Raw genomic sequence first — 21,300 nt, 5'->3', positions numbered from 1 at the left:
GCCGGCACGCGGTCTTCGCTACGCTCCGCCGGTGCGGCTTGAGACGTTGATCAAAGATGGAAAATCCAGAAATACCTGCAGCGAAGACATCCCAAGCTGAACGAAACGAGGTGCTGATGAAAACGGTAAGATTCGTTGTGTGCTTCATGATGATGCTCCTCTCCCTCCCGGCCTTCGGCGCCGGGCTGGAGGAGCGGGTGCGGGAGCATACCCTGAAGAACGGGATGAAGCTCCTGATGGTGGAACGCCACACCTCTCCCACGGTGGCCGCCTGGATCCGCTTCCGCGTCGGGAGCGTGGACGAGCGGAGCGACGAGCGGGGGCTTGCCCACCTTTTGGAGCATATGCTCTTCAAGGGGACCAGGACCCTCGGGACGAAGGACTATGCCGCCGAGAAGCCGGTGCTGGAGAAGATCGAGGAGACGGCCCTCGCCCTCACCGCCGAGAAGGCGAAGGGTGACAAGGCGGACGGCGCGAAGGTGGCGGAGCTGGCGAAGCGGCTCAAGGAGCTGGAGGCCGAGGGGGAGAAATACGTCGTCAAGGAGGAGTTCGCCGAGATCTACGCGCGAAACGGCGGCACCGGCTACAACGCCATGACCGGCAAGGACGGCACCACCTATCTCATCAACATGCCGTCCAACAAGCTGGAGCTCTGGGCCGCCATCGAGAGCGACCGGATGCAGAATGCCGTGCTCCGCGAGTTCTACACCGAGCGGGACGTGGTGATGGAGGAGCGGCGCCGCTCCTACGACACCGAGCCAGGGTCGAAGCTCTGGGAGGAGTTCGTGGCCGTCGCCTTCCACGCCCATCCCTACGGACAACCGACCATCGGCTGGCCCTCCGACATCATGAACCTGACCCGGACCAAGGCGGAGAAGTTCTACCGGGATTACTACAAGCCGAGCAACGCCATCATCGCCCTGGTGGGGGACCTGGACCCGGAGAAGACCATCGCCCTGGTGGAGCGGTATTTCGGCCCGGTGCCGCCGGGAACCCCCGTGGCTCCCGTCTCGGCCATCGAGCCGGAGCAGGTGGGGGAGCGGCGCGTCGAGGTGATCGCCGATGCCAGCCCCGAGTTCCTCGTCGGCTTCCGCAAGCCGACCATCGGCTCCCCCGACGATTACGTCTTCGACGTGATCGACATGATCCTTGCCGACGGCCGGACCTCGCGCCTCTACCGGAAGCTCGTGGTGGAGAAGCAGCTCGCCACCGAGGTCTCCAGCTTTGCGGGGCCCGGCAGCCGCTATCCCAACCTGTTCGTCGTCGCCGCCTCCACCCGCGCCCCCCACACGGTGGCCGAGGCGGAGCTGGCCATCGACGAGGAGCTGGAGCGGCTGAAGAAGGAGCCGGTCTCCGGCCGGGAGCTCCAGCAGATCCTCAACAAGCTGGAGTTTGAGGAGAGCCGCCAGATGCTCTCCAACGGCGGCCTCGCCCGCAACCTGACGGAGTACGAGGCGGTGGCCGGCACCTGGCGCTACCTGATCGAGCACCGGCAGAAGGTGGCCAGGGTCACCCCCGACGACGTCATCCGGGTGGCGAAGAAGTACTTCACCCGCGAGAACCGGACCGTCGGGTTCATCACGAAGAAGGCCGAGAACTGAGCCTGTGTGCCCCGATTATCAAATAGATGAGTAGCATCAATCTTCTGCGCGCCTCGCCAGACATTCCCCTCCCGTCAAGGGAGAGGGAACCCCTTGGGAGCGGAAGATCAGTGTCAATCAGGTAGGATTATTACTTCTCAACGAGGATAGCCGATGAATATCGTGAAACGATCTGTACTCATTGTCCTTGCCGCCGTTCTTCTCCCCGTCGCCGCCGGCGCCGCGGAGCCGAAGAAGGCCGACCCCCGCACCATGACCTTCGCGCCGCTGAAGTTCGAGGTGCCGAAGAGCGAGCGGGCCGTCCTATCCAACGGCATGGTCGTCCATATGATTGCCGACCGGGAGCTGCCGCTGGTGAGCATGACCGCCTACGTCAACGCGGGAAGCATCTATGAGCCGGCCGGCAAGGTGGGGCTGGCGGGGCTTGCCGGCGCGGTGATGCGCAGCGGCGGGACGAAGGAGCTCTCCCCCGAGCAGCTCGACGGGGAGCTGGAATTCATGGCCTCCTCCGTGGAGTCGGCCATCGGCGCCGAGATGGGGACCGTCTCCCTCTCCTCCCTCAAGCGGAACCTTCCCCGGACCCTGGAGCTGTTCTCCCAGGTGCTGCGGACCCCCGCCTTCCGCCAGGAGCGGGTCGAGCTCGCCCGGAACCGGACCATCGAGGCGCTGCGCCGCCAGAACGACGACTCCAAGGAGATCGCCGACCGGGAGTTCCAGAAGGCGCTCTACCCGAACCATCCCCTGGGGCGCGTCCCCACCATCGGGACGGTGACGGCCATTACCCGCGACGACCTGGTCGCCTTCCACGCCCGGTACTTCCGCCCCAACAACGTGATTCTCGCCGTGGCGGGGGATTTCGATCCGAAGGAGATGGTGGCGCTCCTGGAGAAGGTCTTTGCCGGCTGGAAGCCCGATGCGGTGGAGTTCCCCGCCGTCGCCGCGCCGGCGCCGGAGGTGAAGCCGGCGGTGCTGATCGCCCGCAAGGAGGTGAACCAGACGGCCATCCGGATGGGGCACCTGGGGATCGACAAGAACAACCCCGATCTCTACGCCATCCGGGTGATGGATTACATCCTCGGCGGTGGCTTCACCTCGCGGTTGATGACCAAGGTCCGCTCCAACGAGGGGCTCGCCTACAACGTCCACGCTGCCTTCGACGTGGGGCGGCGCTTCGTCGGCACCTTCGAGGCCGAGACCGAGACCAAGAGCGAGACCACGGCCAAGGCCATCGGCCTCATGCGCGACATCATCGCAGGCATGACGAAGGACCCGGTCAGCGACCAGGAGCTGGCCCTCGCCAAGAACGCCATCATCAACTCGTTCATCTTCGGCTTCGCCCGGGCCGACGTGGTGGCGAACCAGCGGGCGCGCCTCGAGTTCTTCGGCTATCCCGACGGCTATCTTGAGAAATACCGCGACAACATCGCCCGGGTGACGAAGGACGACGTCCTGCGGGTGGCGCGGCGCTACCTGCACCCCGACGGGATGGTGACCGTCGTGGTGGGGGACGAGAAGAAGTTCGACCGGCCGCTGGCGACATTCGGCACGGTGGAGGAGATCACGCTGGAGAACAACACCGGAAAGGGAGGAAAGTGATGGCTACGTGGAAATGCTCGACCTGCGGATTCACCAAAGAGGGGCGGTGCAAGCCGCAGAAATGTCCCCAGTGCCTGGAAAAGGGGAATTTCGAGAAACAGGAGTAGGAACAGCGAAGGGCGGCCGATGGGGCCGCCCTTTCTGTTTCTCCCCACCCGGGGGAGGGCTACTGCGGGGTGACGGTGAGGCTGCCGAAGAGGGTGTAGGAGTCGGCCTTTGACCAGAGGCCGATTCGGCCGTCGATCTCCTCCCGCCACGTCGTGTCGATATATCTGGTGCCGTTCAGGTACGCCTCGATCCGTTTCCCGCTGACGACCACCTTCAGGGTGTGCCACCGGTTCGAGGGGGTCGGGACGTTGCGGACCCAGGCGAGGGACGAGCGCCTCCCTTCCGCCATCCCGAAGAGGACCAGGTTGTTTTCCAGGGCGTTTGCCCGCACCACGAGGTAATTCCCGTTGGGCCTGATGTTGAACGCAATCCCCGCCGCCTGGTCGATTCTCCCCTCCGCAGCCTTGAAGGAGAGCTCGATGGAGCCGTTCCGGAAGGTCTTGATCCCCCGGCAGACGGAGAGGGGGAAATAGCGGTAGTTCTCCAGGCCGGCGATGAACTCGGCGTGGCGGTCGCCGAAAAGCTCCCTGGCCTTTTCCCGCGCCCCGGGGGCCATGAGCCCCTGCTCCCAGTTCCGCCCGTCCGCGGCATAGACGGTGCGGGCGCCGTCCCGGTCGGCGTGCCAGATGCCGACCAGCGGGACGAATTCCCGCGTCTCCCTGCCGCCGGTATCCTTGCTGAAGTCGAAGGCCCGCTCTCCCCCCGCGTTGGCCGGCAGGACCGTCATCCCCAGCATGAGCAGGGCCGCTGCAATCTTGCTGACACAATTCAAATTCATGATCGGTCACCTCCGCGGAAGCCTGGTGGCGGAGCCGGCCCGGACGGGCGCCGGCCCCGCGCTCCGGCCTCCTACGGTTTCTTCACGCCGATGGCGAGGGTCGTGCTGTTGATCTCCGTCTGGTCCTCGGTGAACGAGCGGTCGTTGTAGCGGTTCAGGTCATAGATCAGACGGGCCTTGACGGTGTATTCGCCCGGCTTCAGCTCCGGCGCCCACGGCAGGATCCGCTCTTCGCCGGCACGGATGATCGGCTCGTGGAGCCCCTGGGCGTCGGCCTGCATGGCGGCCACGGCATCGGGGCGCTTCTTGTCCTCTTCCAGGAACTTGCGGTCGTCGGGGCGGGGGCCGTACCACGGGGCGAACATCCACTCCTTGGTCGCCACCTGCTTCCCTTTCTTGTCGAGCACTTGCACGTTCAGGTAGATCGCCCGGCGGTTGGAGCCGGTGGGGACCGAGTGACCGGCGCCGACGTTGATTACGTGGAAGGCGAGATCGGACTTCCCGGCGGCCGGCTGGCTGGCCACGAGGCTGAGGGCGCTTGCCAGCCGCTGCTGCGAGCGGCCGCCGGTCCAGAGGTGGCGCGCCACGGCCCGCTCGGGGGTGTCGGAGCCTTCGGCGACCTTGCGCATGGTTCTCGGCATGTGGCAATCCTGGCACTGCTGCTTGCCGAGCCCCGGCTTGTTGAAGTCGTCACGCCACTCCAGGAAGGTCTGGGTCTGCTTGCCGGGCACCCGTTTCCCCATGCTGTGGCAGTAGGCGCACATGGCCGAGGTCTGGATGGCGGGGTCGGCGACCGTTGCATGGGGGCCCTTGACGTCGTACGGTCCCCGGATCTTCCCCTCGGGGGTCAGGTGGCAGCTGGCGCAGGTGATCCCGACGGCCTCTTTCCCCTTGGGGCGGGCCTTCGGCTTGGTCATCTCCGGGACGTTCATGTCGGGGATCGCGAAGGGCTCCGGGTAGTGGCAGACGTTGCACGATTTCCCTTCCTCCTCCGCCTCCCGGCTGTGGATGGGGTAGGGCTCGACGCCGGCGAAGGCGTGGGCGGTGGCGGTGGCCGATACGGTGGCGGGGAGGTCGAGCTTTTCGCCCGGCTTCGCCGGGATGGTGGTCGGCTTGTAGGTGATGTCGCTCCCGAAGCCGAAGGCGAATTCGCGATAGATCGCCTTGTGGCATCCGCCGCATGTCTCCGACGGGGTGGCGGTCCCTTCCGGGAACTGCATCTCCTGCGCCCCGGCAGCGGTGGCAAGCGCCAGCAGCGCCGCCACGCCGGCCAGGATTCCTGATCTGACGGTACGTTTCATGGTGTGCTCCTCTCTCTGTTGTTTCGCGGTCGACGTGGCGTCGACCCGGTCATCGGGCCGGCGGCACCACAATCCTGAAGGTGCTGCCGCGCCCTTCCTCGCTTTCCAGCTCAATCCGGCCGCCGTTCGCCTCTGCTCCCCATCGGGCGATGGCGAGCCCCAGGCCGGTCCCCCCCGCCTCCGGGGAGCGCCCCGTGTCGATCCGGTAAAAACGGTCGAAAATCCTCTCCCGATGGAGCGCCGGGATTCCCGGCCCGTCGTCGGCCACCTCCAGGGTGATGTCTCCCGCCGCCGAGCGGCCGGTCACCACCCGGATATGCCCCCCCCCGGGGGTGTAGCGGATGGCGTTATCCACCAGGTTCATCAGCGATTGCCGCAGCGTCGTCCGGTCGACCCCGGCAAAGAGCGGTTCTCCCCCCTCAAGCAGCAGGCTCTGGCCGTTCTCCTCCGCCAGGACCTGGAGGCAGTCGACGACCTCCGCCGCCAGCGCCGAGAGATCGGTCCGTTCGCGGGAGAGGGGGGCGGCGCCCGAATCGGCCCGGCTCAGGGTCAGGAGGCTGTCGACCAGCTTCGTGAGCCGGTCCGCCTCCTCCAGCATGCTCCCGATCACCTCCCGGCAGGCGGCCCCGTCGGCCGTATCGCGCATCCCCACTTCCCCCACGCTCCTGAGGGCGGTCAGGGGGGTTCTCAGCTCGTGGGAGGCATCGGCGGTGAAGCGCCGCATCCGGCCGAAGGAGTCTTCGAGCCGGGCGAGGGTCTCGTTGAAGACCGCCGCCAGCTGGCCGAACTCGTCGTCCGGGTTGGTCACGGCAAGCCGCTCGGAGAGGCGCTCCGCGGTGATCTCCCGCGCCTTGGCCGCCATGGCGGCCACCGGCGAGAGGGCGCGGCTTGCCAGGAAATAACCGCCGGCGGAGGCTGCCACGAGGGTGCCGGGAATGCCGATGAGGAGGATGAGCGCCAGGCTTTCCAGGGCGTGCGCCATGGCCTGTCCGTCCCCGGCGACCCGTACGAGGTAGGTATGGCCGATGGTGGCCACCACCCCCTCCTTGAGCCGATACCGGAGCCCGGTGGGGGCGCTCCATGACCGGGAGGGGGAGCCGGGGGCGGGGGGGGCTTTCTCCAGGCCGGCGCGGTTCCAGTCGTCGGTCCCGGCGACGACATCGCTCCCCTCGGTCACCTGGAAGAGGGCGACCGACCCATGCTGGGCAAGTTCGTTCATCTCGTTCGGCTCGTCCCGGACGACCCGGGCGACGGTGGCGAAGTCCCGTTCCAGCTGGCCGTCGATCTGGTGCGTGAGGCTTGCCTGGAGAAAAAGGTAGATGCCAAGCGCAAAGCCGAGAATGATGCAGGCCAGGATCGCCGAGTACCAGAGGGTCAGCCGGATGCGCACGCTGGGCCTTTTCATGGGAGATCCTCCTGGATGATGAAGCCGATGCCGCGCACGGTTCTGATCAGCTTCGGCTCCCGCTCCCCGTCCACCTTGCGCCGCAGCCGGGCGATGTGGACGTCGATGACGTTGTCGAGGGGGGTGGAGCGCTCCCGCACCTGCCAGATGTCCCGGGCCAGCATCTCGCGGGAGACGATGCGGCCGTGGTGGCGGACCAGGTATTCGAGCAGTTCGTATTCCCGGCCGGTCAGGTCGAGAGGCGCTCCGTCCCGGGTCACCCTGCGGGTCATGGGCTCTATCTCCAGATCGGCCAGCATCAGCGTGGCAGCCTGGTCGTTCCGTCCGCGGCGGAGCAGGAGCCTGATCCGGGCAAGGAGTTCGGGAAAGGCGAAGGGCTTCACCAGGTAATCGTCCGCCCCGCTGTCGAGCCCCAGCACCCGGTCTTCCACCGCATCCCGGGCCGAGAGGATCAGCACCGGCGCCTCGAAGCCGCGCCGGCGCAGGGTGGTCAGGACCTCGATCCCGTCCCTGCCGGGAAGCATCAGGTCGAGGATCACCAGGTCGAATACGTCGGCGTTGAGCTGGAAGAATCCCTCTTCGCCGGTGTGCGCCACCGTCACCCGGTACTGTTCCGCCTCGAGTCCCTTCCGGAGGGCTTCGGCGACCTTCTTTTCGTCTTCGATTACCAGCAGATGCATGTGTGTGGTCCTTGGTGGGTATTATTCGCCAGGGGAGCGGCAGGAGCAACTGAAGTTATTCTGACAAATTCTTCAGGATTGTCACGGGGGCGGGGAGGGAACGGATGGGCGAAGCGCCGCGGAAAACGGAAAAGGCAGCCGCAGGGGCTGCCTTTTCTTCGGGGTATCTGGTCGGGGAAGCTCACCCGCTCGCTACAGGAAGGAGAGCTCTTTCCGTACTTCGTCGGGCTCGGCGGAGTTGAATTCGATGATGCTCCGCAGGTGGGTCATGGAGTCGAGGTCGATCCGGACGATCTTCACGCCGACCTGCATCCCCCGCAGGTGGGCGACCTCTGCCTCGAATTCGAGGACGATATTCGAGTTGGCGAGGGCGATGGAGACCGAGCATGAGTCGCCCGGTGCGAACGGCGGCTCCTCGGCGAGGGTCAGGAGCGCCCCCCTGAGGGAAAGGTCTTCCAGCGTTGCCTTCAGCCGCTGATTGCCGGCGGCAATGAACGACTCCGTAACGAACGAAACCCGGCGAAACCGTCTCTGCTCCATGATCTCCATGACGCCTCCCATAATTCTTCACAACTATAAAATGGATTCCAGGCAGGCTCAACGTCTTTTTGGTGAATAATGTTTAAGGTTTCCGGCCTGCCCGGCAGGGAGTGCCGCACCGGCGCCGAAAGAGATGACTGGACCGGCGCCGCCGCTCCTGTTATGCTCATATCACTGTTTTTCCGCGGTCGAATCTGCGGGGAACAGGGCCCCGCCCCCGGCGATGCCGGAGATGCGGTGAACGAGACGAAGGAAGGATGCAGCGATGGGAAACGAGAGTGATGACAGAAAACGGTCGCATCTGCGGCTGGTGGTGAATAACCCCGAGTTGCGGAATCCGCGCCCCACGCCGGGGGAGGAGCCGTTCATCCCCCTTGAGGAGCTTGCGGCGAACCGGGAGACGATCCGTCCCGATTTCTACCGGGGGCTGGGGCAGTGGCAGGTCAAATGCTACGAGTTCCTGGAGCGCCACCTTGCCCGCACGGGGATCCCCTACGGCCTCGACCCGCGGAACGGGCGGCTGGTGGTGGTGCCGGCCGGGGCCGTCTGCCCCGAGATCCTGGAGCATGGCGGCACCTCCCAGGACGAGATCCTCCTCTTTGCGGCCGAAGATGTGGCGGGGGAGGGGGGGTGCCTCTCCCTGGAGATGATCCTCCCCTTTTGGAGCGACGACGACAGCCTCATGGAGGATGCCCTCCTCACTGCGCCGATCCTCCCTTACGGCTCCCTCTTCCTGGAGGAGAACCGCAACGACGAGTATCTCGACCTGATCTACCGGGTTGCCTTCCCCATCTTTCCCCCCGCCCTGACGGGGCGTCTCCTGGACAAGCTCTTCGCCGTGGCGCGCTTCGAGCTGCGGGAGACGCTCACGAGCCTGGACCGCTATCCCGAGGCGTAGGGCGGGTATTAGAGGGTGACCCCCGGCAGGGGGCGCAGCGGCTTCTCGCGCCGCTCCTGGCAGGCGACGCAGCAGGGGGCGAAGGGGACCAGCGCCAGCCGTTCTTCGGGGATGGCGACGCCGCACTCCTCGCAGATGCCGTAGGTGCCGGCGGCGAGCCTCCGCTCCGCCTCATCCATCCGGGTCAGCTCCTCGCGCCGGATATCGGTCACCTTCAGCCCCGTATCCTCGATGAGATCCACGAGGCTTCGGTCCCCCAGGTCCATCCCCCGGTCGAACTGGGCGTTGTACTCCGTCCCCAGGGTCTGGAACAGCTCGTTCCGGACCTCGCTCCAGAGCACCCGTTTCCGCTCGAGAAGAATCCCCTTCAGCCGTTCCTGGCGCTCTCTGTCCATCCGTGACATCGGCTCCTCCCTCTCCGGGCGTCTCTCTTCCCCGGCGAAGACAATCTCCGTTTCGGGCAGCGCATTGCTCCCTGATCGATTGTACCCCATTGCCGCGGTGCCGCAACGGGAGAGGAGGGTCCGCTCAGTCGGCCGTCAGTTTGAACTGGCCGACGAGGTGCTCCAGCTCCCGGGCGAGGCGGGCGAGTTGGCCGGCTGCCAGCGCCGATTCGTTGGCGCCCCGCGCCGCCTCCTGAACGACGGTCGTGATCTCGTGGATATTGCTGCTGATCTCCCCCGTGGTGGAAGTTTGTTCGCCGGCGGCGGTGGCAATCTGGTTCACCTGCGTCGTCACGTCGGAGATCCGGTGAAGGATGAGATTCAGGGCCTCGCCGGAGCGCCCGGCCTCGTCGGTGCCGATGGTCACCTCCCGGACCCCCTCTTCCATGGAGGCGACCGCCGCACGGGTCTCGGACTGGATTGCCTTGATCATCTGGCCGATTTCTTTGGTCGCCTTGGTGGTCCGCTCCGCCAGGGCCCGGACCTCGTCGGCCACAACCGCGAATCCCCGCCCCTGTTCCCCGGCGCGGGCCGCTTCGATGGCGGCGTTGAGCGCCAGGAGGTTCGTCTGGTCGGCGATGTCCTCGATGGTGCCGATGATCTCGCCGATCTGGTTGCCGCGCGCCCCGAGGCTCTCCACGGTCCGGGCGGCGTCGGTCACCCGCTGGGAGATGACCCCCATGACCGAGACGGTTTTGTCGACGACGGAGACGCCGCCGGCGGCGGAATCGTTGGCCTGACGCGCCCCTTCCGCCGCCAGGGAGCAGTTGCCGGCAATCTCGTAGGAGGTGGCGGCGAGCTCCTCGGAGGCGGTGGCGACGGTGACGGCTTGGGATGCTACCCGCTCGATATTCCCCGCAATCTCCCCCGACGTGACGTTCAGCTGACAGGCCGCAGAGGAGAGCTGGGCCGCATCGTCGGCGATGCGCGAGACGATGCCGCGGATCGACGCCGTGAGCCGGTTGATCCCCTCCGCCAGCCGGCCGATCTCATCCCGGGAGCGGACCGGCAGCACCTTCGTGAGGTCGCCGCCGCCGCTGGCCAGCTCATCCACCTGGCGGGAGAAATCGACGATGTGATTGATGATGGTCCTGCGGAAAAAGAGGTACATGGTGGCGAGGAGGATGACAAAGAAGACCAGGGCGATCCCGAGGAGTGCGAACGCGGTTCCCCGGGCGCTGGCATAGCCGTCCTCCAGAGAGGTAGTGACGAGGATGGCGCCAAGGGAGGCAGGCCCCGCGTCGTGGCACCCCTGGCAGCGCTTCTCGTTCGCGAGGGGGAGCGCCAGGCTCAGGGTGTGGACCCCGTTGATGTTCCCCCGCGTCTCCACCGCCTTCCCTGCAGCCAGCGCCTGCTTGATCCGGGGGTTGGCCGCCGTCCCCTGCGGGGCGTCGGATTCCTTCCCCTCGGCGTCGAAGATCTTGAGGTCGAGGACGAACTTCTTCCCTTTCGCTTCGGCAATGAAGCGGTTGACCTCCTTCGAGTCCCCTTTCATCATGTATTCGTCGATGTCATGGGAGAGGAGGGCCGCTGTGCTGTGGGTGTTCTTCACCTGCAGCGCCACGGACGAGTCGAACTGAAGCCAGCCGGCAATCCCGCCGAGCGTCAGGAGCCCCACCGACAGGCTGAGTCCCAGAATGGACAGCACCTTGAATGCCAGTTTCGTTCTCATGTTCGGCAATTCCCCCCGCGCAGGTGGTTTGGCGGCGCCCCGGTGCGCCGTCATGTTCTGTAAGTGATCGCTTACATTGTCAACCTTATCGGCGGAAGATGGGAAAAGTTTAAATCTTTTTTCAATGATACCGTCAGGGCTGGTCGGGGGATTCGGGGGGGCGGTTTTGGGGTTCCGCTCGTCGGCATGCCGGCGGTGGGTTTCGAGCTCGCGGCGGAGCCGCAGGCGGGCCGGCAGAGCGAACAGCCAGGCGGCGGAAGCCCCTGCCAGAAAAGTCACGAGCAGAACGGCCACGAGGGGGCCTTCGAAAAACCAGGCGAGGAAGGTGATCTGGACCCTCTGGGCGTTCTGGAGGGAAAAGACCATGGATACGAGGGCGATGAGAGCGGCGACGAGGACAGCAGGGGTCACGGGAGCCTCCTTGAAGTGGGGTGGTGCTCACCGCAAGTATAACCCGTTCCGGATGGCCTGCCAGTCGTGCCGGCCCGTTCTGTGCAGCAGTCGGTCGTGGGGCATGGGGTGCCCATCTTTTAATCATTTCGCCAGGAGGACGGTATGATCGCAGTCATCCAGAATGACCCGGAGGTGCCGGCGGGGACCTACGCCGAGCAGCTGGAAGGGGAGAAGATTCCGTTCCGGCTCGTGAAGATGTACGCAGGGGATGTCGTGCCGGCGGTGGGCGATCTCAGAGCCGCCGTGGTGCTCGGCGGTGCCATGGGGGTCCACGATACGGCGCGGCACCCGTTTCTCCTCGACGTCACGCGCTTCGTCGGGGGTGCGGTGGAGAGGGGGCTTCCGTTTCTCGGGATCTGTCTCGGCGGCCAGCTCCTGGCCGACGCCCTCGGCGCTGCGGTCACCTCCGGTGCCCACGGCGAGAAGGGAACCCTCCCGGTCGTCCTCACCCCCGCCGGCGAGGCCGACCCCCTCTTTGCCGGCATCTCCCGCGAGTTTCTGACCTTCCAGTGGCACGACGACACCTTTGCCGTCCCGCCGGGGGGGACGCTCCTCGCCTCGTCCCCCGCCTGCCCGCACCAGGCGTTTCGCGTGGGGAACGCGGCCTACGGGCTCCAGTTCCATCCCGAGGTGACCCCTGCCATCGTCGACACCTGGGCCCGGTGGGACCACGGGACCGCGCCGCTGGCGGAGCGCTTCCTCGCCGATTTCGAGGCCGGCGCTCCCTCCTACCGCCCGGCGTCGCAGCGGCTCTTCGCCAACTTCCTCCGCATCGCCGGCCTCGTCTGACGTGCTCCCGTGGCACGGCTTGTGCTAGCCTTCGGGCAAACGCGGAATCTGTCGGCAATGGAGCCCCGGGACGTTCGTACCGGGGCTTCGTCTTTTTCGGGGGAAGGGGGCGGATATGGAGCGCACGGGAAACGGCATCATCATCGACGACACGACGCTGCGGGACGGGGAGCAGACCGCCGGCGTGGTCTTCAGCAAGAAGGAAAAGATCGCCATCGCCCGGATGCTGGACGGCATCGGCGTCCGGGAGCTGGAATGCGGCATCCCGGCCATGGGGGAGGAGGAGCGTGACTGCATCCGGGCCCTCGCGGGGCTCGGGCTCAACGCCCGGCTCATCACCTGGAACCGCGCCCTGATCCCGGACATCCGGGCGAGCATCGACTGCGGCGTGTCGGCGGTGGACATCTCTCTGTCGGTCTCGGATCAGATGATTGCCCATAAAATACGCAGGGACCGCCGGTGGGTGAAGGAGCAGCTGAAGGTCGCCCTCGGCTTTGCCAAGGATAATGGCCTCTACGTCTCCGTCGGCGGCGAGGATGCCAGCCGCGCCGACCTCCTCTTCCTCGTGGAGCTGATGGGGATCATCCGCTCCCTCGGCGGAGACCGGTTCCGCTTCTGCGATACCCTCGGCATCCTCGATCCCTTCACCATGTACGAGAAGATCCGGGCGCTGCGGACGGCGGTGCCGGAACTGGACATCGAGGTCCATACCCACAATGACCTCGGGATGGCGACCGCCAACGCCATCGCCGGGATCAAGGCCGGTGCCCGTTTTGTGAACACCACCGTGAACGGCCTCGGCGAACGGGCCGGCAACGCGGCCCTGGAGGAGGTGGTGATGGGGCTCAAGCTCGCCTGCGGCATCGACCCGGGGATCGATACCCACCGGTTCCACGAGATCTCGCGCTTCGTCGGCGCGGCGTCCCGGCGCCCCGTCCCGCCGTGGAAGGCGGTGGTGGGGGAGCGGGTCTTCTCCCACGAATCGGGGCTCCATGCCGATGGGGTCATCAAGAACCCGCGGAACTACGAGGGGTTCGACCCGGCGGAGGTGGGGCTCACGCGGCACCTGGTGGTCGGCAAGCACTCGGGGAGCAGCGGACTTGTGGAGCGCTACCGGGAGCTCGGCATCGCCCTCTCCAAGAAAGAGGCGGTCTGCCTCATGGAGCAGGTGCGGGCGATTGCCCAGCGGTTGAAGCGCCCCCTCTCCGACGGTGACCTCCGGAGAATCTACTCCGCGGGAAAGTGCTCTCTGAAGGCGGCCTGAGCCCTGATGAGCGGTTGTTCAGCGGGTGAGTAAAAAATGTGCAGATGTGCGGGGCCGGGCGGGGAGACGGCCCCTCTTTTTTGCCCCGCAAAATTGATTTGCTGCGGTAACAGACTGTAATCACGGGTACAATTTCGCTCTGAAAACAGTGGCATGGCTTGTGCTAATTAAGACGGTAACAACCCGGCACAACGATGTGCCCCCAACTGCAACGAAAATCGGGAAACCAGGCAAAGGCGCCTACCACCGTGTGTGGAGGCGCTTTTTCTTTTTTATTCGAGTCGTGAAAGGGGGAGATGCTGGAGCTCTTCAAAACAAAGGCTGTTTTTGCGGGATCGCATGGAATGCAATCACTAACTACAAAGGAGTAATGATCAATGAAGAAGGCAATGAAGATTCTCTCTCTGGCAACGGCGCTTTTTACGATGACCACCGGTGTCGCCCTGGCGACCCCTTCGACGCAGATATGGATCCCTTCCACGGATATCCAGCCCTACAAGCAGTTCCATCTGAATATCGACAACTACTTCCGGGCTTCCGGAGTGCCCAAGGCCACGACCGCCACGCGGGACGCCAACGTGATGGACATCGGCCCGACCGTTGGCATCCTCCCCTTCGAGAAGGTGCAGATGGAGGTAGGCTTTGACTATCTGGTCGCCGCCAACGATCCGAACGACAACCACCCGTTCAGCGGCAACTTCAAGATCGGCACGCCGGAGGACTCCCTCTTCAAATATTCGCCTGCCCTCGCCGTCGGCATGTACAACGTGGGGCCGACCCAGTCGGCCGCCAATGCCCCGCTGGTCACCTCCGGCCAGAACATCGCCTACGTCCTGGCCGCCAGGACCCTTCCCGAGTTCGGCACGGTTCCCTCCCTCGGCCGGATATCAGCCGGTTACTATCGCGGCAGCAAGCGCGCCCTGGTCTCGGAGTCACCCACTTCCAAGCCGCAAAACGAAGGGGTCCTTCTCTCCTGGGACCGGACCATGAGCGAGATCTCCGACAAGCTCTGGGTGGCGGTGGATTACATGGGGGGCCACAACGTGGACAGCGCGACCAATATCGGCTTCTCCTGGGCCTTTGCCAAGAACGTCTCCGTGATCTTCGCCTATGACATCTACAAGGAGAAATCGCTGGCCGGCAACAATACCTTCACCACCCAGCTGGACATCAATTTCCCCTAGGGGTTCACGCAGCAGTTCCCGGGCAGCAGTGCCCCGCTGAAAATAAATGAACAGACGGAGGTCAGCAATGAAGCTTATCGAAGCCATAATCAAACCGTTCAAGCTGGATGAGGTAAAGGACGCGCTCAACGAGATCGGGATCGAGGGGATCACCGTGAGCGAGGTGAAGGGGTTCGGCCGCCAGAAGGGGCACACCGAGCTCTACCGCGGCGCCGAGTATGTTGTGGATTTCATTCCGAAGGTTAAGATTGAGATTGCGGTTGCCGACGAACTGGTGGTGAAGGTGGTGGAAACCATCGAGAATACCGCCAAGACCGGCCGGATCGGCGACGGCAAGATCTTCATCATCCCCCTCGACGAGGCGGTGAGGATCAGGACCGGCGAAAAGGGTATCGAGGCCATCTAGCGCATTGAGCCAGGAAATAAAGATCATTCACGGAGGTAAACAATGAGGTTTAAACTGTCATTCGTCACGTTGCTGGCAACCGTAGCGCTCATGCTGCCGGTCGCCCTCCTGGCAGAGGAAGCGAAGCCCGCCGCCCCGGCCCAGGCCGCCCTGTCGTCGGCCCAGAAGGCCGCTCCCGCTGCCGCCGCCGTTGCAGCCCCTGCGACAGCCCCCACCGCGGCGCCGGCCGCCCCGAAGAACGTCGATCCGGTCCTCAACACCGGCGACACCGCCTGGATGCTCGTCTCCAGCGCCCTGGTCCTCTTCATGATCCCGGGCCTCGCCTTCTTCTACGGCGGCATGGTCCGCCAGAAGAACGTCCTCTCCACGATCATGCACTCCTTCGTCGCCATGGGGATCGTCGGGGTCCAGTGGGCCGTCATGGGCTACTCGCTCTCCTTCGGCCCCGACGTGGGGGGCGGCCTGGTCGGCAACCTGAGCAAGGCGCTCATGAACGGCCTCATCAGCTTCAAGGACGGCAACCCGGTCTTCGCCCTGTTCCAGAACGTCCCCACCGAGCCGGGGGCCATTCCCGAGTACGTCTTCGCCATGTACCAGTGCATGTTCGCCATGATCACCGTGGCCCTCATCTCCGGCGCCATTGCCGAGCGGGTGAAGTTCTCCGCCTACTGCGTCTTCGTCCTGCTCTGGACCACGCTGGTGTATGATCCCCTGGCCCACTGGGTCTGGATGAGCGACGGCTGGCTCTTCAAGAAGGGGGCCCTCGACTTCGCCGGCGGCACCGTCGTTCACCTCTCCTCCGGTATCTCGGCCCTGGCGTTCCTCGTCTTCCTCGGCAAGCGGCACGGCTTCCCCCACGAGCGGATGGCCCCCCACAGCCTGCCGCTGACGCTGCTCGGCGTCGGGATGCTCTGGTTCGGCTGGTTCGGCTTCAACGCCGGTTCCGCCATCGTCGGGCCCAACTGCTCCGATGCGGCGGGGGGGCTTGCGGGCCTCGCCTTCGCCACCACCACCATCGCCCCGGCCGCTGCCGGCCTCTCCTGGATGGTCGCCGAATGGATCCATGCCGGCAAGCCTTCCGCCCTCGGCTTCGGCTCCGGCGTCGTTGCCGGTCTGGTCGTCATCACCCCCGCCGCCGGTTTCGTGCAGCCCGGCGCCGCCATCCTCATGGGCCTTGCCGCCGGCGTGGTCTGCTACGGCGGTGTCATGATGAAGGCCAAGCTCAAGTACGACGACTCCCTCGACGCCTTCGGCGTGCACGGCGTGGGTGGGACCTTCGGTGCCCTCGCCACCGGCGTCTTTGCCACGGTGGGCGCCAAAGGGCTCCTGGCGGGCGACATGAAGCAGTTCATGACCCAGGTGATCGCCGTTGCGGCCGCCGGTGCCTACGCCTTCATCGTCACCCTGGTCCTCGCCTTCATCCTCGACAAGACCATGGGGCTCCGCGTCGAGAAGGAAGACGAGATCATGGGCCTCGACCAGACCCAGCATTCCGAGTCTGCCTACAACTAATACCTGCCGACCGCAATTCGCCGGCAGACGCGAAAGCCGCCCCTCACCGGGCGGCTTTCTTTTTTTGCCATAATATTGGGCAGGTAGATGCGTAATAATGTGGCATCGTTCAGGCGTGTGGAAAAAATACCTCGTGAAATCAAGGTGCTGGAAGAGAGTTTTTCTGGCATGCCTCGTGCCTAGTAGGGGATGGAACTCTACCTGCCGGGGCTGCGGGGCATCAATGACGAACGCACTTGCGAAATACCTTGCCGACAACGGTCCGGTCGATGGCGACCTGCTCGATCTGCTGGCCTTCAACGAGAAGATGGCCGAGCTGGGGAAGATGGCGTCCGGCGTCGTGCACGAGCTGAATACCCCCCTGTCGGTCATCGTGTCGGCCACCCAGATGATTCTGCGCGAGGACGAGCTCCCCGACTTCGTCCGTGAGCTCGTGGAGCGGATCAATCTGGAAGCGGCCCGGCTCGCCGAGCTGACCAAGGGGGTCCTCTCCTTCTCCCGCGTCGAGGGGGGAGGGTGGCGGGAGGCCGACGTGAACCAGGTTCTGCGGGACGTCATGGCCTTTCTCCGCTACGAGGCCCAGAAGCGTTCCGTCACCGTCATCGAGGATCTCGATTTCCGGCTTCCCTTCATCGCTGCCGACGGCAACCGGGTGAAGCAGGTCTTCATCAACCTGATCATGAATGCCCTCCAGGCCATGGAGGAGGGGGGGAAGCTCTTCCTGCGCACCTTGCCGGCGGAAGGTGCCCGGGTGATGGTCCAGGTGGCAGACACCGGCCCGGGGATCCCCGCCGCGACCCTGGAGCGGCTCTTCACCCCCTTTTTCACCACCAAGGGGCCCGAGGAGGGGACCGGTCTCGGCCTCTTCGTCACCCGCAAGATCATGGAGGGGGTGGGGGGGACCATCGCCGTCGAGAGCGCCGTGGGCGAAGGGACCACCTTCACCCTCACCTTTCCCGTGGCGGAGTAATAAGTATTCATCTGCCGCAGACATTCCGCCATGCCTCCCGCCGTTCACCCTCCGTGGTGGGCGGCTTTTTTTGTCGCCGCTCGTCGGAATGCTCTGGTATAAGGAGAGGGATAAATACCGGCTCCGGAGGATGACGATGGTGATGGATACATATCGGGAAACGGCGGTCCGGGCCGCCAGACGCGCGGGGGAACTGCAGCGCGAGCGGCTCTGGTGCGAGCACGAAATCAAATTCAAGGGGGAGATCGATCTGGTCACCGAGGTGGACCGGGCATGCGAGGAGTTGATCGTTGGCATGATCCGCGACGCATTTCCCGACCACGACTTCCTGGCCGAGGAGAACCGGTACGACACCACCGGCTCCCGCTACCGCTGGGTCATCGACCCCCTGGACGGCACCACCAACTATGCCCACGGCTTCCCCTGGTTCGGCGTCTCCATCGCCCTGGAGGTCGACGGCGAGGTGCGGCTCGGCGTCGTCTACCACCCGATGATGGACGAGCTCTTCACCGCCGTGAAGGGGGAGGGGGCGCGGCTCAACGGGGAGCCGATCTGCGTTTCCCGTCGCCAGCCCCTCAAGGGGTGCCTCCTCGCCACCGGTTTCCCCTACGACCGGACCCGTGACAACGAGAACAACTTCGCCCACTTCTTCAACTTCCAGTTCGCCGCCCGGGCGGTGCGGCGGGCGGGGGCCGCGGCCCTGGACCTCGCCTACGTGGCGGCGGGGCGCCTCGACGGCTACTGGGAGACCAAGCTCAAGCCGTGGGACATGGCCGCCGGCCAGCTCCTCGTCACCGAGGCGGGGGGGCGGGTCACCAACCACGCCGGCGAGCCGCACTCCATCGACGATCATCGCATCCTCGCCTCCAACGGCCTGATCCATGACGAGATGCTCGCCGTGCTTGCCGGAGCGGGCGAAAAAACGGCTTGACTAAACTTTACCTCCCCAGTAGTATTAATCCAAAGTAGAAACTTTACTTGTTGCTTCACGAATAAACAACCCAATATACAAGCACTTATCACGAGCGACCGAGGGACCGGCCCTATGACGTCGCGGCAACCCCCCGAAAGGGGAAGGTGCCAATTCCTGCGGAACCGAGAGGTTCCGGGAGATAAGGAAGAGCGATGCCCCTCAAGGCGAGATGAATCCTCTTCCGTACCCCGGAAGGGGATTTTTTCATTCAAGGAGCATTGCCATGAACATCGCGACCCAGGCGGCGCAGATCGGACTCGAGTGGGATACCCGGACCGGGGCGGTGACGGTCCCCATCTACCAGACGGCGACCTTCCGGCACCCGGGGCTCGGCCAGAGCACCGGCTACGACTATTCCCGCTCCGGCAACCCGACCCGGCAGGCGCTGGAGGAAGGGATCGCCCGCCTCGACGGCGGCGCCCGGGGCTTTGCCTACGCCTCGGGGATGGCCGCCATCACCAACCTCCTCTACCTCTTCGGCAGAGGCGACCACCTGGTGGTGACCGAGGACCTCTACGGCGGCACCTGTCGCCTCTTCGACCAGCTCTTCAGCCAGTTCGGCCTCACCTTCAGCTACGTCGACACGAGCGACCTGGCGGCGGTGCGGGAGGCGATCCGCCCCGAGACGAAGGCGCTCTTCGTGGAGTCCCTCACCAACCCGCTCCTCAAGGTGGCCGACATCGCGGCCCTCTCCGATCTCTGCCGGGAGAAGGGGGTGCTGCACATCGTCGACAACACCTTCCTCACCCCCTATCTCCTCCGCCCCCTCGACCTCGGGGCCGACATCACCGTCTACAGCGCCACCAAGTATCTCGCCGGCCATAACGATACCGTGGCCGGCCTGGCGGTGGTGAAGGACCCGCAGCTGGCGGAGCGGGTCTACTTCCACCAGAACTCGGTGGGGGCGGTCCTCGGCCCCCAGGATTCGTGGCTCACCATCCGGGGGATGAAGACCCTCTCGGTGCGGCTCGACCGGCAGCAGGAGAACGCGGCTCGCATCGCCGCCTGGCTTGCCACCCACCCCCAGGTGCGTAGGATCTACTACCCCGGTCTCCCGGAGCATCCGGGCCACGCGCTCCTGGCGCGACAGGCGCGGGGATTCGGTGCCATGGTCTCCTTCGAGGTGACGGAGCGCGCCCTGGTGGAGCGGCTGCTGCTGAAGACGCAGGTTCTCTCCTTCGCCGAGAGCCTCGGCGGGGTGGAGACCCTCATCACCTTCCCCGAGGGGCAGACCCACGCCGACATCCCGGTGGAGGTCCGGCGCCGCCTCGGGATCAACGAGGTCCTGCTGCGGCTCTCGGTGGGGATCGAGGACGCGCAGGACCTGATCGACGACCTGGACCAGGCATTTAAAGCATAACAAAAGGAGCCTATCCCATGAAATTCGGCACCCGCATCATCCACACCGGCCACGAGATCGACCCGACCACCGGCGCGCTCTCGGTCCCGATCTACCAGACCTCCACCTTTGCCCAGGAGTCGGTGGACCACTTCGGCAAGTACGACTACGCCCGCTCCGGCAATCCGACCAGGGAGGCGCTGGAGGAGACCATCGCCCAGTTGGAAGGGGGGAGCCGCGGCTTCGCCTTCGCCTCGGGGATGGCGGCCATCTCTTCGGCGCTCCTCCTCTTCTCCCCCGGCGACCATCTGGTGGTCTGCGAGGATGTCTACGGCGGGACCTTCCGGGTCCTGACCCGGCTCTTCAGCCGCCTCGGGATCGAGTCGACCTTCGTGGACGCCACCGACCTCGGGGCGATCGAAGCGGCCTTCCGCCCGAACACGAAGGGGCTCTTCCTGGAGACCCCCTCCAACCCGCTCCTGAAGATCACCGATCTGGCCGGGGCGGCGCGGCTCGCCCGGGCCCGGGGGGCGCTGACCCTGGTGGACAACACCTTCATGACCCCCTACCTGCAGCGGCCGCTGGAGCTCGGCTGCGACATCGTCCTCCACAGTGGCACCAAGTTCCTCAACGGCCACAGCGACGTTATCTGCGGCTTCGCGGTGACCAGGGACGAGGAGCTCTGCACGCAGCTCGCCTTCATCCAGAACGGCTTCGGCGCGGTCCTCGGGCCCCAGGATTCGTGGCTCGTGCTCCGGGGGCTCAAGACCCTCAAGGTGCGGATGGAGGAGAGCCAGCGAAGCGCGGTGGCCGTGGCCGAATGGCTCGCCGCCCAGACCCGGGTGCCCGAGGTCTTCTACCCGGGGCTTGCCAGCCATCCGGGGGCCGGCGTCCACGCCCGCCAGGCCGGGGGGCCCGGCGCGGTCCTCTCCTTCAAGCTCGAATCGGTGGCGCTCACCCGCCGGCTCCTGGAAGGCTCGACCCTCGCCGCCTTCGCCGTCAGTCTCGGCGGGGTGGAGAGCATCATCTCCTATCCGGCGAAGATGTCCCACGCCGCCATGCCGCCGGAGGAGCGGGCCGCCCGCGGCGTTACCGACACCCTCGTCCGCCTCTCCGTTGGGCTCGAAGACGCCGACGACCTCATCGCCGAGCTGGACTCCCTCATCAACGGCTGATCCACGACCATTCTCTGCCCCCCGTTTCCCGTCGGCCGGCCGGTGCCGGTCGACGGGCCTTTCTTTCGATGATCCCCGGCACAGCTCCTGCGTATCGAAACGCCCGATGGCTCTGCCTGCTTCCCAGAGGTTTTTTTCGTTCGACCGGTAAAGTTTTCTCCGGGGCGGCCGATATGAACTGATAGATGCCATAGTATGCGGATGACGCCGGTG

The 21,300-nt window shown here is 65.4% G+C and carries 21 protein-coding genes and 1 riboswitch; of the genes, 13 read left to right on the top strand and 8 right to left on the bottom strand.

Translation table 11 applies throughout. The annotated features are described in order from the left end of the window. Positions 1–116: 116 nt before the first annotated feature. From GPICK_RS12200 to GPICK_RS12190, 3 genes are all read left to right on the top strand, one after another. Positions 117–1,601 carry a M16 family metallopeptidase gene (locus tag GPICK_RS12200; RefSeq protein ID WP_039743590.1) on the top strand — a complete coding sequence of 495 codons (1,485 nt, stop codon included), beginning with the start codon at positions 117–119 and terminating at the stop codon, positions 1,599–1,601. Between the two features lie 153 nt (positions 1,602–1,754). Continuing rightward, entirely contained in the window at positions 1,755–3,197 is a 1,443-nt protein-coding gene (locus GPICK_RS12195) for a M16 family metallopeptidase (RefSeq protein ID WP_039743586.1), read from the top strand. Next, entirely contained in the window at positions 3,197–3,304 is a 108-nt protein-coding gene (locus GPICK_RS12190) for an RCKP-type rubredoxin-like domain-containing protein (protein WP_039743584.1), read from the top strand. Before GPICK_RS12195 ends, GPICK_RS12190 begins: the two co-directional genes overlap by 1 nt. Before the next feature lie 59 nt (positions 3,305–3,363). Here the strand turns inward: GPICK_RS12190 and GPICK_RS12185 are convergent, their stop codons facing one another. From GPICK_RS12185 to GPICK_RS12165, 5 genes are all read right to left on the bottom strand, one after another. Next, positions 3,364–4,083 carry a hypothetical protein gene (locus GPICK_RS12185; RefSeq protein ID WP_039743581.1) on the bottom strand — a complete coding sequence of 240 codons (720 nt, stop codon included), beginning with the start codon at positions 4,081–4,083 and terminating at the stop codon, positions 3,364–3,366. Between the two features lie 71 nt (positions 4,084–4,154). Continuing rightward, entirely contained in the window at positions 4,155–5,384 is a 1,230-nt protein-coding gene (locus GPICK_RS12180; protein WP_039743579.1) for a CxxxxCH/CxxCH domain-containing protein, read from the bottom strand. 49 nt (positions 5,385–5,433) lie between these two features. Beyond that, positions 5,434–6,789, bottom strand: coding sequence for a sensor histidine kinase (locus GPICK_RS12175; protein WP_039743578.1), 1,356 nt, complete (start codon positions 6,787–6,789; stop codon positions 5,434–5,436). Further along, the gene (locus GPICK_RS12170) at positions 6,786–7,469 is read right to left on the bottom strand and encodes a response regulator transcription factor (RefSeq protein WP_039743575.1); all 684 of its coding nucleotides are present in this window, start codon (positions 7,467–7,469) and stop codon (positions 6,786–6,788) included. Before GPICK_RS12170 ends, GPICK_RS12175 begins: the two co-directional genes overlap by 4 nt. A 192-nt stretch (positions 7,470–7,661) precedes the next feature. After that, the gene (locus GPICK_RS12165; RefSeq protein WP_039743573.1) at positions 7,662–8,018 is read right to left on the bottom strand and encodes a PilZ domain-containing protein; all 357 of its coding nucleotides are present in this window, start codon (positions 8,016–8,018) and stop codon (positions 7,662–7,664) included. Positions 8,019–8,274: 256 nt separating this feature from the next. Here GPICK_RS12165 and GPICK_RS12160 point away from each other — a divergent pair, with 256 nt between their 5' ends. After that, positions 8,275–8,907, top strand: a complete 633-nt coding sequence (locus GPICK_RS12160; protein ID WP_039743570.1) for a hypothetical protein — start codon at positions 8,275–8,277, stop codon at positions 8,905–8,907. Positions 8,908–8,915: 8 nt separating this feature from the next. Here the strand turns inward: GPICK_RS12160 and GPICK_RS12155 are convergent, their stop codons facing one another. Together GPICK_RS12155 and GPICK_RS12150 are read right to left on the bottom strand one after the other, a co-directional pair. Continuing rightward, a complete protein-coding gene (locus GPICK_RS12155) occupies positions 8,916–9,311 on the bottom strand; it encodes a TraR/DksA family transcriptional regulator (protein ID WP_039743567.1) in 396 nt (131 codons plus the stop codon). Positions 9,312–9,435: 124 nt separating this feature from the next. After that, on the bottom strand, positions 9,436–11,433 hold the full coding sequence (locus GPICK_RS12150; protein WP_084201433.1) for a lipopolysaccharide assembly protein LapA domain-containing protein: 1,998 nt from the start codon (positions 11,431–11,433) through the stop codon (positions 9,436–9,438). Positions 11,434–11,577: 144 nt separating this feature from the next. Between GPICK_RS12150 and GPICK_RS12145 the strand changes: the two genes are divergently transcribed. The 5 genes from GPICK_RS12145 to GPICK_RS12125 all read left to right on the top strand — a co-directional run bounded on the left by GPICK_RS12145 (position 11,578) and on the right by GPICK_RS12125 (position 16,630). Then, the gene (locus tag GPICK_RS12145) at positions 11,578–12,264 is read left to right on the top strand and encodes a type 1 glutamine amidotransferase (protein ID WP_039743565.1); all 687 of its coding nucleotides are present in this window, start codon (positions 11,578–11,580) and stop codon (positions 12,262–12,264) included. A 115-nt stretch (positions 12,265–12,379) separates the two neighbouring features. Then, positions 12,380–13,528, top strand: a complete 1,149-nt coding sequence (gene nifV / locus GPICK_RS12140) for a homocitrate synthase (RefSeq protein ID WP_039743562.1) — start codon at positions 12,380–12,382, stop codon at positions 13,526–13,528. Between the two features lie 377 nt (positions 13,529–13,905). Next, the gene (locus GPICK_RS12135) at positions 13,906–14,712 is read left to right on the top strand and encodes a hypothetical protein (protein WP_039743560.1); all 807 of its coding nucleotides are present in this window, start codon (positions 13,906–13,908) and stop codon (positions 14,710–14,712) included. 67 nt (positions 14,713–14,779) lie between these two features. Continuing rightward, positions 14,780–15,118, top strand: a complete 339-nt coding sequence (locus GPICK_RS12130) for a P-II family nitrogen regulator (RefSeq protein WP_039743558.1) — start codon at positions 14,780–14,782, stop codon at positions 15,116–15,118. Positions 15,119–15,160: 42 nt separating this feature from the next. Further along, positions 15,161–16,630 (top strand): ammonium transporter, encoded by a 1,470-nt coding sequence (locus GPICK_RS12125; protein ID WP_039743557.1) that lies wholly within the window; start codon positions 15,161–15,163, stop codon positions 16,628–16,630. Here GPICK_RS12125 and GPICK_RS17510 read toward each other — a convergent pair. Next, positions 16,627–16,800 carry a hypothetical protein gene (locus tag GPICK_RS17510; protein WP_158414178.1) on the bottom strand — a complete coding sequence of 58 codons (174 nt, stop codon included), beginning with the start codon at positions 16,798–16,800 and terminating at the stop codon, positions 16,627–16,629. The two genes, GPICK_RS12125 and GPICK_RS17510, sit on opposite strands and share 4 nt — an antisense overlap. Positions 16,801–16,853: 53 nt before the next feature. Here GPICK_RS17510 and GPICK_RS12120 point away from each other — a divergent pair, with 53 nt between their 5' ends. From GPICK_RS12120 to GPICK_RS12105, 4 genes are all read left to right on the top strand, one after another. Beyond that, positions 16,854–17,600 carry a sensor histidine kinase gene (locus GPICK_RS12120; protein ID WP_039743555.1) on the top strand — a complete coding sequence of 249 codons (747 nt, stop codon included), beginning with the start codon at positions 16,854–16,856 and terminating at the stop codon, positions 17,598–17,600. Positions 17,601–17,742: 142 nt separating this feature from the next. Then, positions 17,743–18,531: an inositol monophosphatase family protein gene (locus GPICK_RS12115; RefSeq protein WP_039745723.1), complete on the top strand. Its 789-nt coding sequence runs from the start codon at positions 17,743–17,745 to the stop codon at positions 18,529–18,531. Positions 18,532–18,613: 82 nt separating this feature from the next. Continuing rightward, positions 18,614–18,719, top strand: a riboswitch (SAM riboswitch). A gap of 77 nt (positions 18,720–18,796) precedes the next feature. Next, entirely contained in the window at positions 18,797–19,933 is a 1,137-nt protein-coding gene (locus GPICK_RS12110) for a trans-sulfuration enzyme family protein (RefSeq protein ID WP_039743552.1), read from the top strand. Between the two features lie 17 nt (positions 19,934–19,950). After that, positions 19,951–21,087, top strand: a complete 1,137-nt coding sequence (locus GPICK_RS12105) for a trans-sulfuration enzyme family protein (protein ID WP_039743549.1) — start codon at positions 19,951–19,953, stop codon at positions 21,085–21,087. Positions 21,088–21,300: the final 213 nt, after the last annotated feature.

The sequence above is a fragment of the Geobacter pickeringii genome (genome assembly GCF_000817955.1).
GTDB classification, from domain to species: domain Bacteria; phylum Desulfobacterota; class Desulfuromonadia; order Geobacterales; family Geobacteraceae; genus Geobacter; species Geobacter pickeringii.
The sequence above is the reverse complement of the archived record's forward strand: the minus strand, read 5'-3'. Positions and strand labels throughout refer to the sequence as shown.

Excerpts from the sequence above, each read along its gene's own strand:
- GPICK_RS12125 (WP_039743557.1), top strand. The coding sequence starts at position 15,161 with ATGAGGTTTAAACTGTCATTCGTCACGTTGCTGGCAACCGTAGCGCTC.
- GPICK_RS12190 (WP_039743584.1), top strand. The coding sequence starts at position 3,197 with ATGGCTACGTGGAAATGCTCGACCTGCGGATTCACCAAAGAGGGGCGG.
- GPICK_RS12170 (WP_039743575.1), bottom strand. The coding sequence starts at position 7,469 with ATGCATCTGCTGGTAATCGAAGACGAAAAGAAGGTCGCCGAAGCCCTC.
- GPICK_RS12185 (WP_039743581.1), bottom strand. The coding sequence starts at position 4,083 with ATGAATTTGAATTGTGTCAGCAAGATTGCAGCGGCCCTGCTCATGCTG.
- nifV (WP_039743562.1), top strand. The coding sequence starts at position 12,380 with ATGGAGCGCACGGGAAACGGCATCATCATCGACGACACGACGCTGCGG.
- GPICK_RS12195 (WP_039743586.1), top strand. The coding sequence starts at position 1,755 with ATGAATATCGTGAAACGATCTGTACTCATTGTCCTTGCCGCCGTTCTT.
- GPICK_RS12155 (WP_039743567.1), bottom strand. The coding sequence starts at position 9,311 with ATGTCACGGATGGACAGAGAGCGCCAGGAACGGCTGAAGGGGATTCTT.
- GPICK_RS12200 (WP_039743590.1), top strand. The coding sequence starts at position 117 with ATGAAAACGGTAAGATTCGTTGTGTGCTTCATGATGATGCTCCTCTCC.
- GPICK_RS12115 (WP_039745723.1), top strand. The coding sequence starts at position 17,743 with ATGGATACATATCGGGAAACGGCGGTCCGGGCCGCCAGACGCGCGGGG.
- GPICK_RS12165 (WP_039743573.1), bottom strand. The coding sequence starts at position 8,018 with ATGGAGATCATGGAGCAGAGACGGTTTCGCCGGGTTTCGTTCGTTACG.
- GPICK_RS12110 (WP_039743552.1), top strand. The coding sequence starts at position 18,797 with ATGAACATCGCGACCCAGGCGGCGCAGATCGGACTCGAGTGGGATACC.
- GPICK_RS12175 (WP_039743578.1), bottom strand. The coding sequence starts at position 6,789 with ATGAAAAGGCCCAGCGTGCGCATCCGGCTGACCCTCTGGTACTCGGCG.
- GPICK_RS12180 (WP_039743579.1), bottom strand. The coding sequence starts at position 5,384 with ATGAAACGTACCGTCAGATCAGGAATCCTGGCCGGCGTGGCGGCGCTG.
- GPICK_RS12130 (WP_039743558.1), top strand. The coding sequence starts at position 14,780 with ATGAAGCTTATCGAAGCCATAATCAAACCGTTCAAGCTGGATGAGGTA.
- GPICK_RS17510 (WP_158414178.1), bottom strand. The coding sequence starts at position 16,800 with ATGCCAGAAAAACTCTCTTCCAGCACCTTGATTTCACGAGGTATTTTT.
- GPICK_RS12135 (WP_039743560.1), top strand. The coding sequence starts at position 13,906 with ATGAAGAAGGCAATGAAGATTCTCTCTCTGGCAACGGCGCTTTTTACG.
- GPICK_RS12105 (WP_039743549.1), top strand. The coding sequence starts at position 19,951 with ATGAAATTCGGCACCCGCATCATCCACACCGGCCACGAGATCGACCCG.
- GPICK_RS12145 (WP_039743565.1), top strand. The coding sequence starts at position 11,578 with ATGATCGCAGTCATCCAGAATGACCCGGAGGTGCCGGCGGGGACCTAC.
- GPICK_RS12120 (WP_039743555.1), top strand. The coding sequence starts at position 16,854 with ATGACGAACGCACTTGCGAAATACCTTGCCGACAACGGTCCGGTCGAT.
- GPICK_RS12160 (WP_039743570.1), top strand. The coding sequence starts at position 8,275 with ATGGGAAACGAGAGTGATGACAGAAAACGGTCGCATCTGCGGCTGGTG.